The organism is uncultured Methanobrevibacter sp., from assembly GCF_902769175.1.
Lineage (GTDB): Archaea > Methanobacteriota > Methanobacteria > Methanobacteriales > Methanobacteriaceae > Methanobrevibacter.
On sequence record NZ_CACXNW010000006.1, the window covers coordinates 64,513 to 83,966 of the forward strand.

The 19,454-nt window shown below is 32.8% G+C and carries 13 protein-coding genes; 1 reads left to right on the forward strand and 12 read right to left on the reverse strand.

Features of this window, described 5'->3' with window-relative positions; all coding sequences use genetic code 11:
- Positions 1-154: 154 nt before the first annotated feature.
- From QZV12_RS03015 to purE, 12 genes are all read right to left on the reverse strand, one after another.
- Complete coding sequence (locus QZV12_RS03015) at positions 155-2,335, reverse strand: CDP-glycerol glycerophosphotransferase family protein (protein WP_295616993.1); 2,181 nt, start codon at positions 2,333-2,335, stop codon at positions 155-157.
- A 191-nt stretch (positions 2,336-2,526) separates the two neighbouring features.
- The gene (locus QZV12_RS03020; RefSeq protein WP_295616996.1) at positions 2,527-2,694 is read right to left on the reverse strand and encodes a hypothetical protein; all 168 of its coding nucleotides are present in this window, start codon (positions 2,692-2,694) and stop codon (positions 2,527-2,529) included.
- A 47-nt stretch (positions 2,695-2,741) separates the two neighbouring features.
- Positions 2,742-3,611 carry a hypothetical protein gene (locus QZV12_RS03025; protein ID WP_295616998.1) on the reverse strand — a complete coding sequence of 290 codons (870 nt, stop codon included), beginning with the start codon at positions 3,609-3,611 and terminating at the stop codon, positions 2,742-2,744.
- On the reverse strand, positions 3,601-5,268 hold the full coding sequence (locus QZV12_RS03030) for a phosphorylcholine transferase LicD (RefSeq protein WP_295617114.1): 1,668 nt from the start codon (positions 5,266-5,268) through the stop codon (positions 3,601-3,603). Before QZV12_RS03030 ends, QZV12_RS03025 begins: the two co-directional genes overlap by 11 nt.
- A 270-nt stretch (positions 5,269-5,538) precedes the next feature.
- Positions 5,539-7,722: a CDP-glycerol glycerophosphotransferase family protein gene (locus QZV12_RS03035; protein WP_295617001.1), complete on the reverse strand. Its 2,184-nt coding sequence runs from the start codon at positions 7,720-7,722 to the stop codon at positions 5,539-5,541.
- 202 nt (positions 7,723-7,924) lie between these two features.
- On the reverse strand, positions 7,925-9,139 hold the full coding sequence (locus QZV12_RS03040; RefSeq protein WP_295617006.1) for a CDP-glycerol glycerophosphotransferase family protein: 1,215 nt from the start codon (positions 9,137-9,139) through the stop codon (positions 7,925-7,927).
- Between the two features lie 101 nt (positions 9,140-9,240).
- Complete coding sequence (locus QZV12_RS03045) at positions 9,241-10,323, reverse strand: acyltransferase (RefSeq protein ID WP_295617008.1); 1,083 nt, start codon at positions 10,321-10,323, stop codon at positions 9,241-9,243.
- Positions 10,324-10,473: 150 nt separating this feature from the next.
- A complete protein-coding gene (locus QZV12_RS03050) occupies positions 10,474-11,241 on the reverse strand; it encodes a phosphocholine cytidylyltransferase family protein (protein WP_295617012.1) in 768 nt (255 codons plus the stop codon).
- Positions 11,242-11,403: 162 nt separating this feature from the next.
- A complete protein-coding gene (locus QZV12_RS03055) occupies positions 11,404-14,031 on the reverse strand; it encodes a CDP-glycerol glycerophosphotransferase family protein (RefSeq protein WP_295617015.1) in 2,628 nt (875 codons plus the stop codon).
- A 208-nt stretch (positions 14,032-14,239) separates the two neighbouring features.
- Positions 14,240-15,208, reverse strand: a complete 969-nt coding sequence (locus tag QZV12_RS03060; protein WP_295617018.1) for an NAD(P)H-dependent glycerol-3-phosphate dehydrogenase — start codon at positions 15,206-15,208, stop codon at positions 14,240-14,242.
- A 286-nt stretch (positions 15,209-15,494) separates the two neighbouring features.
- Positions 15,495-16,760, reverse strand: a complete 1,266-nt coding sequence (locus QZV12_RS03065) for a UbiD family decarboxylase (protein WP_295617021.1) — start codon at positions 16,758-16,760, stop codon at positions 15,495-15,497.
- Positions 16,761-16,882: 122 nt separating this feature from the next.
- The gene (purE, locus tag QZV12_RS03070) at positions 16,883-17,887 is read right to left on the reverse strand and encodes a 5-(carboxyamino)imidazole ribonucleotide mutase (protein ID WP_295617024.1); all 1,005 of its coding nucleotides are present in this window, start codon (positions 17,885-17,887) and stop codon (positions 16,883-16,885) included.
- A gap of 353 nt (positions 17,888-18,240) precedes the next feature.
- On the opposite strand from purE, the gene QZV12_RS03075 reads away from it, so the two are divergent.
- Entirely contained in the window at positions 18,241-19,401 is a 1,161-nt protein-coding gene (locus tag QZV12_RS03075) for a glycosyltransferase (protein ID WP_295617027.1), read from the forward strand.
- Positions 19,402-19,454: the final 53 nt, after the last annotated feature.

Below are 19,454 nucleotides of genomic sequence, written 5' to 3' on the forward strand. Positions count from 1 at the left end.
ATCTAGCCATCTTATCAACTGTACCTAATCTTTAATTTTTCAATCATTCTATCCTGCCATCTTATCAACTGTATCTAATCTTTAATTTTTCAATCATTCTATCTATTTGGATAATCTTTATTTTTTATAATCTTATTTTTGCTTAATATCCTTATTATTTTTTATCAATATCAATCAATATGTTTTTTTCACCTGCATATTCTCCTATGCCTCTTATGATTATTTTCTTCATGCCAATTTCAGAGTAATCCTCTTCTTCCCAATCGTAATCCTTTCCTTCTGCCAATTCTTCCCCATCAAAGCTGACAGTGAATCCATCCTCTTCTCCTCTGTATTTGGCTTTTTTGATGTTTTTCTTGATTTTGAAATCAATAGCCTTGGATCCGGTATAGATTCCCTTTCCTATTATTTCACATTTGGCAGTGCCGATTTCCACATTGTCATGATATTTGACATCAAAGTCAAGTTCCCTGATAAGCTTCCTGCCATTGTAGCTGACTTTCATCTTGTTGAAGACAATAGCCTTGCCGGTGTATGGCCTATCATCAATTCCTTCTACGATAATATCATTGATATTGTGCTTTCCAGCTTTTTCAGGGAAAATATTTGTCTCATAAACGTAATCTATGAATCTTTCAGTATTTTTTCCATCGTGGTATTCAACAATGTCGTTGTATTTTCTTGTGTTTTCTTCACTATGGCTTCCATAATAGTTTTTGCTGATGAGTTCAGCAAGCTTGTCATAGTCATATGCAATGTCTGCAAATGCATTATCATCATTTAGCTTAAGTTCAATTCCAAGGTTGCTGAGGCACATTTCCTTTTCCATCCAAGCGAAAATTACATTGCATCCCCTATAGAATGCATCATAGGAAATTGAGGAATAATCGGTAATGAGCAATCTTGTGTTTCTCAGCAATTCATCATAGCTGTATTCCTTTGGCATATACTTTTCCAGGTCTGTCTTTCCGAATATTGCATTTACAAGTGGATGTGGAATAAAGACTATCTTGTCCTTCAAGTCCTCTGGCACACTTTCTATAATGCTTTTTGAAAATTTGTAATAGGTTGAATTGAGTGTGTCGTCCCTTATTGTTGAATATTCGAAGTTTCTTGAAGTAGGCATTATGAGAATCTTGTCTGCATCCTCATTTTGAACGGCATGGTCGAATTTTGGAAGTCCGCATTTAATAAGGTCTTCCCTATCGAATTTTCCATCCTCTATGAAATGGTTTGCCTCTGTTTCAGAAGATACAACTACAAAAGCGTTCTTGTCAAATCCTCCTCCCTTTTCAAAGTCCCATCTGCCTTTTAGGGAGTATGCATACATAACTCCATGCTGAAGGAAGATATAGTAATAGTCTTTCCAGTATTGCCTTTTTCTTGTAAGTTCGTTGTATGTTGTCAAATCGATGACATGGTTTATGGATTCTGTAGCTATGAATGCTTTAGCATTGAAATATTCATAATAGTGCTTTGGAGAGTATTTTTCTATGATGTTTGATCTGTATTTCTCTGGAACATCATCCCAATAATCGCTGTCTCTGCTTAATATGAAGAATACGTTTTCACATCCATCATCTATCAGCCTTTCATAAACGTATTTTGCGCTTTCCTCATATTTTCCACAGAACTTTTCATAAAGGAGAATGGAAGGAATGTTTTTCCCATCCTTTTTGTCTTTCATATACTTTTTGAAGGCAGATTTTATCTTTCTTGACTCTTTTGAATCGTCTGTTACATTTATTTCCCTGTAAGCTATTGAAAGGTATCCCTTCCAAGTGTCATAGAGGAAAATGCTATGATTGTCATAGGTGACCAAATCGCTGTAAAAAAGGTCATGATGAATATACTTATTGTATGAATTGGTTTTAGTCAGATAGAAGTTTTTAATTCTTCTCATAAAGCTTCTCATAGCAAGGAATTTCTTTTTGAAGATAAATCCGTTTTCATCTCTATATACAAGATAGACTCCTGCAGACCTTCCTGGAATGCTTATGGTATCATATGGAATCTCCACATGGTATGCCTTTGATTTCTTAGTGAAGCTGTAGTCATTATATCCAACATTTACCCGAAAGTCCTTTAAGTCATAGTCAGGATACTTTTTGCTGGATACTGTAAAGTCTATGGCAATCCTATCCTTTTTCATGGAAACTGATTTTGCTCTTGGCTTGAAATCAAATATGCTATTATAAACATTAGTTTTCTCAATATTAAGAATTTTCTTAGGCTTTCCCTTTTTAAATAAGGCATTATATTCTTTTCCTTGTCTTATAGTGTAAGCATTTATCAAATCTAATTCTCTATACTGTGGTTCTATGCTTTCATCCATATTTATTCCTCATCATGAAAAATCCTGATTTTGCTTTTTAAGATATTTTGTTTTTTTTTTTAATCCTGTTTTTGCTTTTTTAGATATTTTGTTTTTTTTTTTTAACTATCTTGGTTTGGATAATTGATTATATCTTAGTTTTTTTTAGTATATCTTAGTTTTGTTAAGTTTTATTTAAACAGCTTTTTCACCTATTTAATGAAATACTCTTTTTTAGACAGCTCCTGTATTTTTGCAAGAAGCTTTGTTCTGCCTTTTTTCTCCAAGACCTTTTCAATCAAATGGTCTATTTCAGGACTTATTGAAAATGTCATTTCATGTTTGCTGTATTTATTCAATGCCTTAATTGCATCTTTCAATTCCTTATGAAGTCTCTTGAAGTCTTCTTCATCATCTATGTCATAGCTTAATATCTTTTCAGAGTTTTCTTCAAAATATTTTCTAAGCTTAAGCTGTCATTGGTCATTTCGACAAGATTCCAGTTATTTATTATTATATTATAGTCTTCAATTGCAATTTCCCTTTCCTTTTTAATTTCATTGCTATTGTTTCTTGATTCGATTACCAAATCTCCTATTTCTTCCATTACCTCTTCATAGCTTCGATTTGCATCTATAAGGATATGATTTGGCTGTGTCTTTTCATTGATTTTTCTGCTGTTAAAGTTTTTTCCATACATTTTTTTAAAATAGCTTTCGTTGTCTTTAGGAAAAGCCAAGTCAATTCCATCTACATTGACCTTTTCAATTTCCTTGAAAATATCCACATCATATTCCTTATTGATTATCTTAACCAATCTATAATCCTGCATGTCTTTCCATTTGTCTAAGAATCTTTTATCATCTTCATCATTCCTAATCAAACTTTTGATCCTTCCAAAGACTTTTTTTCTAGCTACATTCTTTTTAGATTTTGATAGGGAAATTGGAGTAATCTGAATGCTGATTCCATTATAGAGACTATCATCTGATTTGAGCATATTGAATTCAGCGGTGTTCCTGTTTCCATAAAAGACATAAGTTTCCTTATGATTTGGATTATTGAAGCGTCCTTCAACATATCTGTCTTCATGCTCCTCTTCAATAATTTTACAGAAGCGTTCCAAGTCTCCTTCAGTCATAGCAACGAAGACGCTGATAGGCCCTTTTTTAATTGTATGATTGCGATAGGCATTTAAGGTATTTAATCCGGTTAGGATGTAATTCAAGTCTTTCTTTGAGGAAATCTCATCAACTTCCTTTAGGAGTTCCAATTGGACATCTTTTTTAGTTTTCATTTTCATCCCTCTCCATATCTAAGATCATTTCGGATTCAATAGCTATTCTGCTAATGCCAGATTCCTCTTCAACCTTTTTCCAAATCAAACCGTTTCTTGTATTTTCAATGGATTTTTTATAAAGCTCCATAGCTTCCTCATCATTTCCACATTCCAATTTTGCCCTTGCCTGATAGGCCATTGTTTCTCCGTCAAATGGATAGCTGCTTAAGACATCTTCACATAAGCTGTCAATTTCCTTAAAGTCTTCATTTGATTTTGCTTGGCTTTCCTTAAGATAGATGATGGAGCGATGAATGTCCAATAAGTTAGGATATTTGTCCTTGTTTTCTTCAACCAGTTTCATTAGCTGATCATTGTCCTTTTCATCATACCGGGCTATTGAGATTTTTCTGCATAGGCTAATTATTTCTCTAATCTCATTGAATTCATCATCCAATGGAGTTTCCTGTGCTTTAAGAATATCTAAATACTTATTGGCTTCAAAGTATCTTCCCTGTTCTGTCAGGGACAATAGCAGTGTATTAAGATTCTTTTTAGAAATAGGAATAAGTATATTGTTTTTTCTTATGTTTTTAGACAATTGTAATTTTGAATAGTCATTAAATTCTTTTGACAATGTTTCATAATCCTTATTTTCCAATAGTGAACTTAAGTGTTCCTCCTTAGAGTTTAAGTCATTACAAATTTCCTTAGACTTTAAAATGGCATTTGCCTTTGCAACAAGCATTCGGTTTCTTTCACGCTTATAGAATAGGCTTGCATTGTTTCTTTTGTTTTTTCCATATCTTTTGAAAACAGATTCTCTGTTGATTTTCTCTAAATAAATATCCGTATATTCCTTTAAAGGCACGTCAATGTCTTTTATTCCACCATGAACAATTTGATTATGGTATTCTGGAACATACATCCAGTCATCACCAAAGTTAACTCTAAGTGCAGATTCAGCTTTCTTTGCTATTGGGAAAAAGTCCTCTTCAAATTTTTCCATTCTTCCACTTTCAAAGTATTCCTTTTTGAATATCAATATGTAATTTCCCCAACGCATGCAAAATGAATCGCATTCTTCCATTGGGTAGCCCTGCAATCTTTCTTCCAATTCATTGATTACCTTTTCCTTGCCTTCTTCATCAACCCTTTTTAAATATTTTTCATATAGTCTGTAGTGCCTTTCCCACTCTTTAAGGTTTAAATTGAAGTTAACTACATAATAAGGTGTTAATAATTCTGTGTAGACCTTGAATAAGTCAACATATTCCTCTTTTTCCTTTTCATCCTTTGGCATAGGGTCTAAAATAAAGAGTTCTATATTTTGTCCGCATGATGCTCCAATCATTGCCTGTGACTTGTAGATTGATGTTGTATTGTTGTTGATGTATCTTGGGAGAGTGTTGCAGTAGTATTCTGTATTTTCTTTGTAGACAAATGAGCGTCCTTCTGGGAGGATATTATCTTCAGTTTCCAATAGATGTCTTAGCTTGTTCCATTCGTCCCTTTTAAGGTACACGTCTATATCATCATCCCATGGCATGAATTGATTGTGTCTAACTGCTCCCAATGCATTTCCTGCAGCTATGAAATATTCTATGTCATTTTCTTTGCAGATGCTGTCAAACTCTTTCAACAGCTGATATAGATTTTTCTGCACATCATTCATTTCACTCAAACTCCCATTCCCCTTAATTTTTATTTTTTCGTGTTTTGTGTTTTTTTCCTTTTCTGCTGTGTTTTTGGTTTGTGCTTTTTTCTTTTCTTGTTTAGTCCCTTCTTCGAGTTGTGCTTGGAGGTCTTGGATTACTGCTTCAAGTCTTGCGATTAATTCATCCTTGTTTTCTTCTTTTTCTATTGTGTTTTTTTGTGTTTTGTTTTTTTCTTTTTCTATTGTGTTTTTTGTGTTTTGTTTTCTTCCTTTTAGTTGTGTTTTTCTCTATTTTTTAGCTAATGTATCTCTTAAAATGGTTTTCTTACCGCTAAAGTCTCCTTTACCCTCTACAACTATCTTGATTAATGCGATATCTGGGTAATCATTCCATTCATAAGTATAATCTTCACCTTCAGTCAGTTCTTCTCCATCGTAAAGGAGGATTAAATGACCTTTTTTGATTTTATATTTTGCATTCTTAATGTTTTTCTTGATTTCATAATTAACTGTCTTTGATCCTTTATAGATTCCCATTCCTTCAATCTTGCAGGTGGCAGTTCCAATGTCGATATTATTTGAATTCTTTACCTTAAAGTCAAGGTCTTTTATGAGCTTAACTCCATTGTAGCTTAGCTTAATCTTTGGATTTCCTATTGGCTTGCCTGTATATCCATGGTCTTCTATGCCAGTGACGACAGCATCCTTTATGTCACGTTCTGCTGCCTTTTGCGGGAAAATATTTGTATTGTAAAGATATTCGATAAACCTTTCAGTATTTTTTCCATCGTGGAATTCAACTATGTCGTTGTATTTTCTTGTGTTTTCTTCGCTGTGGGTTCCATTGTAGTTTTTGCTGATGAGTTCAGCAAGCTTGTCATAGTCATATGCAATGTCTGCAAATGCATTGTCATCATTTAGCTTAAGTTCAATTCCAATGTTGTTAAGGCACATTTCCTTTTCCATCCAAGCGAAAATTACATTGCATCCCCTATAGAATGCATCATAGGAAATTGAGGAGTAATCGGTAATGAGCAATTTTGTGTTTCTCAGCAATTCATCATAGCTGTATTCTTCAGGCATATATTCTTCCAGGTCTGTCTTTCCGAATATTGCATTTACAAGTGGATGTGGAATAAAGACTATCTTGTCCTTCAAGTCCTCTGGCACGCTCTCGATAAGTTTCTTTGAAAAATTGTAGTATGTTGAATTAAGGGTGTCGTCCCTTATTGTTGAATATTCGAAGTTTCTTGAAGTAGGCATAATAAGGATTTTGTCAGCATCCTCATATTGGATAGGGTGGTCGAATTTTGGAAGTCCGCATTTAATAAGGTCTTCTCTATCAAAGTTTCCATCTTCTATAAAATGGTTTGCCTCTGTTTCAGAAGATACAACAACATAGGCGTTTTTGTCAAATCCTTTTCCCTTTTCAAAGTCTCCTCTGCCTTTAATGGAATATGCAAACATCACTCCATGCTGAAGGAAGATATAATAATAGTCTTTCCAGTATTGCCTTCTGCGGGTAAGGGCATTGTATGTTGTCAAATCAATAACGTGGTTTATTGTTTCAGTTGCAATAAAGGCCTTAGCATTGAAATATTCATAATAGTGCTTTGGAGAGTATTTCTCTATGATGTTGGATCTGTATTTTTCTGGAACATCGTCCCAATAATCGCTGTCTCTCTTTAGGATAAAGAATACGTTTTCACATCCGTCATCAATAAGCCTTTCATAAACGTATTTTGCACTTTCTTCGTATTTTCCACAGAACTTTTCATAAAGGAGAACTGATGGAACGGTTTTTCCATCCTTTTTATCTTTCATATACTTTTTAAATGAAGATTCTATCTTTTTAGCCTCTTTAGGATCATCAGTAACATTCATTTCCCTAAAAGCCAATGAAATGAATCCATTCCATGATTCATAGAGGTAAATGCTATGGTTTTCATGCTCTATCAGTTTGCTGTAGTAAAGGTCATGATGCTCATATTTGTTGTAGGAGTTGGTCATGTCGAGGTATTTGTTTCTAAGTCTTTTTGTAAAGCTTGGAACCAATTCGAATTTCTTTCTGAACATGAATCCGTCTTCATCCCTATAGCAAAGGTATACTCCAGCTATTCTTCCTGGAATGCTTATGCTGTCATAAGGAATTTCAACGCGATATGATTTGGATTTTTTTGAAAATTCATAATCATTGTATCCCACATTTATAAAAAAGTCCTTTAGGTCATGGTCTTTATAATTTACACTTTCCACAATGAAATCTATGACTGCCTTATCCTTTTTCATGGCGATGGATTTTGCTTTTGGCCTGAAATCAAATATCCTATTGTATACGTTGATTATATTGGTGTTTAGGGTTTTATTAGGTTTGCCCTTTTTAAAAATAGCATTTAGTTCGCTTCCTTGTCTAAAGGTATATCCATAGCCTAAGTCAAATTCCTTTAAGTTAGCAGAGTCATTGTTTTCCATTAATCATACCTCGCCATAAAGTTTTTGTGAGTTAGTAAGAGTTTTGAAAAATTTTTGCCTTTCAATAAGATTCAAATCTTAAATTTTATTAATAGATTAAAAGAGCATAAATTTTAATGCAATAGCCTTTTTTTAGCTACTGTTATCAAATTATTTGCTTCTAATAAGTTCAATGATCTTTTTTTTAGCTACTGTTATCAAATTATTTGCCTCTAATTAATTCAATAATCTTTTTAGAAGCTGTTCCATTATCAAATTCATTGTATTTCCTTTGGAAATCATCATATTTCTTGCCGAATCTTTCCATATATTCTCCATTGTCAAGCTCTTTTATCTCAGATATCAATTTGTCGGTTGTCTCAACGATAGGTCCTGGAACCTCTTCAAACATGTCGAAATAGAAATCCCTTAAGCTGTCCTTATAGAATTCAAGGTCGTATGTAAAGAATAGCATAGGCCTTCTAAGGATTGCATAGTCAAACATCACTGAAGAATAATCGGTTATAAGCACATCGGAAATGAGATACAATTCCTGAATGTCCCATTCTGAATCGCATTCAATTACAAATCCTCCATACTTATCCCAGTCTATGTTTTCCTTAACAAGATAATGATACTTTACAATCAAGGCATAGTCATCAGATAACGCTTCCTTCATGGCATCAAAATCCATGTCAGTTGCAAATTTGTATTGGCCTTTTGCATAGTATTCATTGTCTCTCCAAGTTGGAGCATAAAGAATTATCTTCTTATCCTTAGGGATATTGAATTTGTCCTTTATGGCTTCTATGTCATCAGGATTGTTTTTTGAAAACAATATGTCATTGCGGGGATATCCTATTTCAAGCATTTCCCCATTAAAGGCAAATGCCCTTTTGAATATTTCACTTGAATAGCTGTTCTGTGAAATAAGATATTGCCAATCTGCACTGTTTTTGGTAAACTCTGCATGATACTTTTCAATGTCCTGGTTTCCGCTCATGTCAATATAGTCCATATCCAATCCTAATTTCTTAAGAGGTGTTCCATGCCAGGTTTGAATGTATTTTGTTTTCTCATGTTTCCTAAGATAGTAGAGATGCCTTGAATCAAATATCCATGTTCCGCTTACGATTGTATAATAGAGGAACTTGAAGAAGGACCTTTTTACCTTGATTCCATTTCCAGGTATTTCCTGAAGTTCAGGCTTCATGAATACCCAAACGCATTTGAATTCCTTATCAAGGCCTTGGCTTAAGATCTCTTCATATACATATCTTGGGTTTCCAGTATAATTACGTCCATTGCTTGATTCCAAGAGGATAATATTGTCTTTTGGTCTAAGCACATGGGTTCCTAAGTAGTACAGGGCTCTTGCACTACGTTTTGCAGAAACGTATATTATATCTTTGATTTTCTTTTTGAATGATTTAGCCATTTTATCCTCTCTGTCAAACTTTTTTTATATATTTACTACTTTTTTTTATCTGAAAATAATTGTATCTTTTTTTAAATCATCTCGATTATAATACTTAAAGCTTAATGGGCTCCACTGATTTCCCTTAAAATTGGTATTTTGCTTAAGACATAGATTATAAGCCAGCTTAAGAATATGACCAATATCAAGACTATAGGCAGATAGGCCACTGATGCTGAGTATATTGGGAACATATTATGGTCAATCCATCTAAGGCCATAAACAATGAAATAGTGGATTAAGAACATACCATAACTGCATACGCTTATTGTCAAAATGATTTTTGACATGAATGTGTCTTTGAAAAAGGAATAAACCTTATTTCTAAAGGTATTTACATGCTTTGAACAGTATTTTGCATAATATTCAAAGAACAGGAATACTCCAGTAGATTGCAATACCACAATCAAAGTTTCATAATGGTAGTATTTTAGGTTATTGTCCCCTGTCAATCCAACTTTTCCATGTGTTAATGTAAATCTGATGTTGATTGCTGTAAATACTATGAATATAATCAAGCTAAGCCATATCATTTGTCTATCTGTTAAATTAAACTCTTTATTGGTTAAATAGTAGCCTAAAACGATGTATCCAACATAACCTGCAAAATAGCTTAATTCCAAGTTATGGAATGGGTAGATTCCAAATGTATTAAGACCTATTGTGAGCAGCCAAATTACAAGGAAGTATTCCACTCCTTTCATTTTGAATTCCTTAATAAATGAATTTAGAATAGGCAGGAATAGGTAAACACCAATCAGCATCCATACAAACCAGTATTGTGAATCAAGGAATAATGTAAGATAGTTGCTTGGGTCAGTTGGGTATGTAATTATTTTAAAAATCGGAAGAAGCAATGCCCAAAATATAAATGGAATCAAGATTCTTGAAAATCTTCTCTTTAAAAAGTCTCCTAATTCATAATCTCTATTCAATAATAAAGATCCACTTATCATTAGGAATAATGGAACTCCCATTACTCCAAAATCAATTAAAAAAGCGGTAGAACTCCACCCAACTGAACCAATTGGGCGTATTTTAGTATATTCTCTTAGAACATGGCATAATATAACCAATATAATAGCCAATGCCCTGACTTGGTCTAAATAGAATATTCTATTTCTACCATTAACATTCTTTATCATATTCTCACATTTCAATTGGTTTTAAAATTGCTTATCAGCAGTTTTTTTTATTATTTGTGTTTTACTGATTTTTCATCAGTTTTTTTGCTTTCAGTGATTTTTTATTATCAGTTTTTGATTTTTCAGCAACAATTAAAAATATAAAAATGATTAGTTTTCTAATTCATTAACAAGTATTTGAGCATTTTCCCAATCTGTATGGTCATCTATTTCAGTCCATTTCAATCCGTTTGTTAGTACAAAATCAATGGTTTTGATTGTGCTCAAGTCCTTGTATGCAAAATCATAATAGTTTTGAGGGTCTTCTTCAATTAATCCTTCCAATATTCTATTGAATTCTGCTACATCATCGCTTTTTACTTTAGACACTCCAATGAATTCTCCACTTGAAGATGGAATATCAAGGCCTTTTCCAATGGAATTGATCTTTCCATTAGCTATTGACTTGTCATCATTGAAGGACTCATCATTAATAATCAATTTGAAGGATTCTTCATTAAGTTCCTTAAAGTTGTCAATGATCATTCCTGTATTGATGGAGGCAGCAAGCCTTGAGATTATTTCAGGGTCTACCACATTATCTCCATTAACTAAAATGAAGTCATCCAAATCGTTTTCTTCAATGTATTTGCTTGCAAGATAAGTTGATACAGAGGTATTTGTTACATCATACTTTTCATTTACAATAGTCTTTATTTCAATATCATACTTTTCAGCTATTTCAGGGCATAAGTCAATAACTTTGTCTCTGTTATATCCTACAACCACTAAAAATTTGCTGATATCAACATCTACACAGTTTTTAATCATTCTTTCAAGCAAAGTAACTTCATTAATTTTTAATAATGCTTTTGGAATGTCTTTTGTAAGGGGCATTAATCTTGTACCCATTCCAGCAGCTAATATAACACCGATCATATTATTCCTCTTTAAATTTTTTAAATAATCATTATTTTAAGTTTTAATTTTCTTTATCATTTAATGAATCATTATTTTTTGTTTTAAATTGTTTATGATTTTTTATTTTTTAATTAATCATTATTTTTAGTTTTAATTCATTAACAAGTTTCAATTTCATATCTAATGCTTTAAAATCCATTCGTATGCACGTTTACAATTGTTCTTGTCATGATATTTGAAGAAACCATTGACTCTATCTATGTACTTCTCTTCCATTTTACAGTCATTTTCAATGTATTCAATTATTTTTGCAATCAATTCATCTTCGTCCTTTATGATGTCACCAAAGGTACTTTTCTCATCATCAATCAATGCCTCTCCCTCAAAGTGGTAGTCATCACCGTATTGGTAATAGATTACAGGCTTTTCAAGGTAGGCGAAATCAAAGTTGACTGAAGAGTAATCTGTAATCATTAAAGCTGATTCACACAATATGTCGTGGAACCTTCTATAATCATCAACTATAACGTTTTCAGTGTTGAAGAGCTCTAAGAACCTTAATGAATTAGGGTGTGGCTTGAAGACTATATTATAGCCATTTTCATTAGCAACCTTCAACAATTTCTCATCGTTAAGCAAGTTGTTCCATCTTCTATAGTATTCAGATGCTAAAAGCCCTACTCTAGACCTTATTTGCTTTCTCCAAGTAGGAATTATTACAATTTCCTTCTTAAGGTTTTCATTTGTTAGATTGTCATATCTTGGGAAACCTAATTCCTGAATGATTTCCTCGTCATAGTTGTATGTATTGACAAATGCCTCTTGGTCATAGTCAGATACTGTAAGTATAAGTGAGAAGTTAATGTCATACTTTCTAAGCCAGCTTCTCATGTCGTATTTTCCAACTCCATGCTGGAGGAAATAGATAGGTGGGCTTGAAACTCCTTGCACCAATTTTAGGTTCAAGTCAGAAAATGGATTGGCATGCTTCTTATATCCTTGTGAAGAGATAAGCTTCTCTGAAAACATATAGAGGAACTTGTGCTTGATGGATCCGAATTTGAGAATGCTCTTTCCATATTCTTTTTTAAGCTTTTTGTATTCAGCACAGTCCTTTTCCACTGCAAAGTATTTGGATATTCCATCTTTCTGTTCTATTGCATATCTGAACAGATGCTCTCCATTGTCTCCTGTATTCTCTCTTCTATCCATATACATATTGATCTTTTTGTTTTTCATAAATGGATAGGACAATAGGTACAATAATCTATAGCCTATTGACCTTGGCCAATATTTTGGTCTGGTCAATGCAATTGATTTGAGTGAGGTCAATTCATAGCGCAATGCTTTCTTAAAGCTATATGGCATAACTACAAAGGAATTTCCTACTGCTGCTATGATTTGTGAATTTCTAATGTAATAGTGACTGAATTTAGAGATTTCTGCAAATTTCCTAAAGGTGATGTTGTTCTTCATCACTGTTTTCTTTCCATTCTCATCAAGTATCATGCGGAAATCAATTTTAGTTTCTCCTTTCTTGTCAATAGGAATCTTGAATTCAAAGTTATAGTCAAATCTCCAATCGATACCTAATGACCTTCTTGTTACACGTGGTGTTCTTGGATATTCAACATACTTTCCCTTGAAGGTTTCTTTCTTTCCCTTATAGGTTTTTATGGCTTCTACGCTTAATGCATCGCTTTTGCATGAACTTACAAAATTACCTGATAAATTTAGAACTCCTTCCTTAAGTTCTATAATGTCAAAGAATATTCTGCGCTTTTCCAATCTGTTGAAGGTATAATCACCAGTTTTCAAACATGTGTATCCATCTTCATCCTTCTCAATGCGGAAATCCTTTCTGTTTTTCACATAAATAAGGAATTCCCTAAAGTATGCAATCTTTTTATTCATTATCCTTGGGTCTGAAATGACTTCCTCTTCGACATTTTCCAATATGCCGTACATTGATTCCCAAAAGCCATCTATTTCATCTTTTGTTAGGAATTTTGGAAAATCAGCTATCTTTTCAAATGTCTGCAAAACGTATGCAATTGCACCTTGTATAAATCGAGGGACTCTTCCTTCCTTTTCTTTTGCAAAATCAATAAGGTCCTGTAAGCAATCTAATCTATAGGTGTAGAATTCCTTGTCCTTTGATGCAATTTTACTTAATGATTTGTCATTAGCTAGTCTAAAGAGATACATGGCATCCTTTACCAAGCCTATTTTTTCGCATGAAAGCAATAGCTTGTTTATAAAAATAAGACCTTTAGCATCATGCAATTGCTCATCAAATTTCAAATCATTTATTGCACTTGCCTTTATGAAACAAGAGTTTACAGAACTTTGAATAAAATCAGGATTTTCCTTGAAAGCTATTGTTCTGTTTTTTGAATCCTCTTTTAAGTTGAATTTGTAGTTTAATCCATGACCTCTTTCATTGTAATAAAAAATAGGGATTGTAGCGACATCAACTGAATTGCCTTTAAGGAATTTGTTTACCTTATCCAAGCAGTTTAGGGACAATTCATCATCGCTATCCAGGAAATTTATATATTCCCCTTGAGCCACTTCCATTCCATAGTTTCTTGCAGCTCCTACTCCTTTATGTTCTTGGGAATATGTTTTGACACGTTCATCCTTAGTTTCATATTCCTTTAATATGGATTCAGAACTATCTGTCGAACCATCATTGATACAGATTATTTCAAGGTCCTTGAATGTTTGGTTTACAGCACTGTCCAAACATTCCCTAAGATATCGTTCTGAATTATAAACTGGAATGATAATTGAAAATTTTGTCATAGATTTTTCTCCCAATAATGAATTTGATTTAATTTTTGAATATTTTAATTAGAGCAGTTTATTAATTTTAATTTGATTTAAAATATTTTGATAAGTTTAAATTATTTTAGATTTTAGATTATTCTAATAGAGTAATTTTTATTCTAATAGAGTTAATTTTCATGATTTTTTTGATTTTAGATAATGGTAAGCATAATTTTAGTTTTGATCATTCGATATTTTGCCATAATGTATTAAAGGCTTTTGTAGGCTTGATTTGCTTGACAATTACATCATAAACGAAATTGACTATTACGCTTTCAATATTGTGCTTATCGCAAATGTCCTTAACTGCCATAATGGAGTTCTTTCCTTCAAAGACTATTCCGCTTGCCTTTTCGTCCACTATGATTCTTTGACCATAGAGCATTCCAAGGGTATGGTTTCTACTTTCCAAGGATGTTGAAGTCAATACCAAGTCACCAAATCCACAGTATTCTCCTGCAGTGGATTCATGGCCTCCAATGTTTTTGATAATGTTTTTAGTGTCTTCAAATCCTTTTGTCAAAACACCGAATCTTGCGTTTTCATTAATGTTCATTCCTTCACAGATTCCATTAGCTATTGCATTAATGTTCTTAAGGACTCCACATATTTCAAGGCCAATGACATCACCGATTATTTTCACCTTAAATTGTGGAGTGGACAATACTGATTTGACCTTTTCACTGTTTGCCCTATTTCTTGATGCAATATTGGAAACTGTTGCAAGGTTTAACATGATTTCAGATGCGAAATTAGGTCCGGATAATGCTACAAAGTCACCATCAAAATATTCTCCTATAAGGTTTCCCATTGATTTTAGGGAAGGATATTCAATTCCCTTTGCAGTTGTTACAAGGACAGTGTCTTCACTTATGACTCCTTTAATGCTTTCTAAGCTGGTTCTAAAAGCAGATGATGGAATAGCTAAAAATATGATGCTGCATTCTTTCAAGTCATTCAAATCGGTAGTTGCAATTATATTATCTTTTAGCCTTGTGTTAGGATAATATTCTGCATTGTATCTTGATTCATTTATGGAATCCTTCAATTCTTCCCTTCTAAGATGCATATACACCTCATCGACATTTTCAGAAATTGTTTGAGCTAAGGCAGTTCCTAAGCTTCCCGCTCCCATAACACCTACTTTTTCCATTATTTCACCTAATCTAAAATCATAAAATTAAAGTCAATATTAATTCGCTAAAGCTATTCTTCTTGTTTTCCATTTTTTTAGCTAATTTGAAACTTTTTTGTTTTCCATTATTTAGCTAATATTTGAAGTTATTCTTCTTGTTTTCCATTATTTAGCTAATATTTGAAGTTATTCTTCTTGTTTTCCATTATTTTAGCTAACATTTGAAGTTTTTTGTTTTTCTGTAATTTTAGTTATTTTAAGCTTTTTCTTTTTCAAAATAATCTTTTTATTTCAAATTAGCTATTTATTCGCTAAAACTCACTCTTTCGAATTTTTCTGGCTCTAAAATTGATTTGGTAGCATCAACACCTACTTTAGTAGTTGTTCCATCAACTTCAGAAGCTTTTGGATCTAAGGAAGAACCTCTTGCTTTAGGGACAATGATTATGTCGTCATCACCTTTTACACGTGTAGCTATTGCATATTCAATGTCCTGTGGGTCGAATATGTTTACATCCTCATCCACTACCACTACATGCTTTAATGATGGGTGTGCAGCAAGGGCCGCCATAATTATGTTTTTTCCGTCTCCTTCAGTTTGCTTTCTTACTGAAACAGCTGCATGCAACCAACAGCAGCCTCCTTCTGTAAGAACTACGTTTTGTACAGTAGGAACGGTGTTTTTAACAGCATTGAATATTCTTGGCTCTTGTGGCATTCCTTGAAGCAATTTATGTTCAAATCCTGCTGGCAAGATTGCATGATACATTGGATTTTCCTTTTTAATGTACATTTTGCTTAATTTAATTACAGGCTCTTCTCTTACATAGTCATAAGTATCAGTCAAGTCTACGAATGGACCTTCAGGAGCAGTTTCATCTATCAATATCTTTCCTTCAAAAATGACGTCTGCTTCTGGAACCTTCATTCCATTCTTACAGTTTACAAGTTTCAATTCTCCATTTCTGAATCTGTTTGCAACTTCCATTTCATCTGCATCGATTGGTATGGAGGTTGTGCATGCAAGAAGTATTGCAGGTTCCATTCCAATAGCTATTGCAATGTCCAAGTCCTTGCCCATGTCCTTTGCCTTTTGGAAGTATGTGTAAAGGTTTCTTGGCACAATACGAATTGCCAATTTATTTTTCTCTAAAACCAACATTCTGTGGATTGAAGCATTTTGAACACCTGTTTCAGGGTCTCTTGCAAATACAACTCCTGCAGTGATATATGCTCCACCGTCACGTTTATAGTGGGTAAGAATTGGTATTTTGCCTAAATCGACTCTTTTGCTTTGGTATTCCTCTACCAAATCAATGAATTCAGTGACTGGTGTAGGATTGTTCATACCATCAATGATCTTGTAAAGTATTTCATCAACTTGACATCCAAGGGATTGGGCTATTTTCTCTCTTGTATTGCAGATTCCAGAAACCACTGGAATGTCATATCCCTTAATATTATTTAACATTACAGTATCTTTAGGATATTTACGAAGGACTTTTGCTGCTTCATATTTAGCATCAAGCTCTTCATCAATTTGAATAACATTCATAATCTCTTTTGTCATATTAATCACACATCTTCCTCTTCAATCATATAATCAGATTTAAGTTATAATCAGCATTTAATTTTTCAAAATCATTTTACTATGAGATTTAATCTTAAACACATTTAATAAAAATTATTTATCTATAAATCAGCATTTTTGTATTTAATCCATTTCAAATTCTCTTCAATTGTTTTATCAGATATTCCAAGGATTTCCCCTGCAACTATTGCAGCATTTCTTCCATTGTCTATTCCTACAGTTCCTACAGGTACTCCTGGAGGCATATTAGCCATTGTAAGAAGGGCATCTTGGCCATCTAATTTCTTGGAGCATGGAACTCCTATAACTGGCTTTTCAGTTAGTGCAACAACAGATCCTGCAACAAGAGCGGATAATCCACTGATTGCTATGAATAATTTTGCATTGTTTCTTTTGCTCATATAAGATTCAAAGTCTTTAGAATGTCTTATTGGAGAAATGTAATCAAGCTTGTATTCTATTTTCATTCTTTCAAGTAAAATAGCTACATTTTTAGCTATTTCCATATCTGAATAACTGCCTGCAAGTATCATTACATCTGGAGTGTCATCCAATTCCTCAAATTCAATCTTTTCATAGTTTTCATCTGCTAAAAAGTCTTTTTGGAAGTATTCTCCTTCGATGCTATCGATTAATTCCTTTTCTCCTTTTTCAACTTTTTCCTGATATTCAACACGCAATTGGGAGATTTTTAAAGCAACTTCATCATCATGGCTTGCAATGATTTCACCTGCAAGGATTGCAGCATTGTCTCCTCTGTTTATTCCTACGGTAGTCACTGCTGTAGGGAAAGGCATTTGAACACAAGCATACAATGCATCCATACCTCCAACAGCACCATCTACAGGAACTCCAATAACTGGTCTATGGGTATATGCAGCTATTGCTCCTGGAAGGTGGGCAGCTAATCCTGCTATTCCTATGAAAACTTCTACACCTTCTTTTGTTGCATCCATTACCAATTTTTTGACCTTATCATGAGTCCTATGTGCAGATGCCACTTTTAAACTATATGGAATTTGAAGTTTTTCCAATATTTTAATAGACTTTAAAGCTATTTCCTTATCAGATGCACTTCCTAGAATTATCATAACTTTTGGAATCATTTAATTTCTCCTTTAAGCATTTTATGTGTTGTAAATCAAGAAAAATCTACTTTGTTTTCATACAAAAATTTAGATTATATTTATATTTATATTTACTAATATATAATATTTAATTAGTATTTATATAATTATTTTAAAAATATAAATCAAAAAAATCTATTAAAGCACTTAAATCCTATTAAATTAACTAAATTTAAATAATAGAGATTTTATATTTATAAACAATTAATTGGAGAATTTACGAATAATTATAGTGACTTTATATTTATAAACAATTAATTGGAGAATTTACGAATAATCATTATTCTTAACTTCAATTTCAAATTTTTTTTATTAAACGTATTGGGATTCTTATGGTAAAGATTTCAGTTATAGTGCCTGTTTACAATTGTAAAGAGTATATTGAAGAATCAATCAGCAGTATCCTTAATCAGACATTTACAGATTTTGAGATTGTCTGCATTGATGATGGATCAACTGACGATTCATTGAAGATCTTAAATAAGCTTGCATCAGAGGATTCTCGCTTAAAAGTATATTCACAAGAGAATCAAGGAGCAAGCGTTGCAAGAAACAATGCCTTGAAGAAGGTCTCTGGAGATTATGTCTATTTCTTTGATGCAGATGATTCTATCCTTGAGGATTGTTTGGAAAAGGTCTATGATAATGCAGTAAGCAATGATTCAGATATGGTGATTTTTGATTTTGACATTTATGAAGGCAATCAGTTCATTAAGCATTCAAGGATTGATATAGGAAAGAAATTTAAGGATGCTGACTTCAGTGATTTCACATTTAACTATAAGGACTATAGGCTACTTCCATTTAAAAGTCCCTTTGCCCCTTGGTTTAAGTTTTATAAAAAGGAATTTTTAGACAAGCATGACTCTCTAAAGTTTCCAACAGGCTTAAATCACAATGATTTGCCATTCCATTCAATGACAATTCTAAAGGCTTCTAAGATTTCATTTCTTGGAGAGCATCTCTATCATTATAGAACAGACAATCCAAATTCCATTTCAAACACTCGATTGAAAAGGTATAAGGATATCTTTTGCATACTTCAGATAGTTGGAGACTTTTTAAAGTCAGAAGGCCTATTGGATGAATTGCAAAAGGAATTTGATTATTTGAAGTTGGATCAGATTACATATCAAATAAATGGACGTTCAAATGAGTATTTCGATTTGGCTAAGAAAGAGCTGTCTAAAATTGATTTGAATAATGATTATGTCTCTAAAAATGTTTTGCTTAAAGTCAAGGCCATTTTAGATTCCAATTCAATAGAAGAGTATAAGTATAAGATGAGAATAAAAGGATTGGAAAATCAAAACAGTAAATTGTATAAACAGATTGAAGAGTTGGAGAATCAAAAAAATAATCTTATGAATGCTTTGAAGGAAATTGATGCAGAAAATGAGGCAATGGTGACTTCCACAAGTTGGAGAGTCACAAGGCCTTTTAGATTTAGAAAAAAAAAGATAGTCAAAAATTTCTTAGGTTTTTTTCCATGATTATTTTTTAAAAAATGTTATCAATAAATTCTTAGGTTTTTTAAATAAGCATA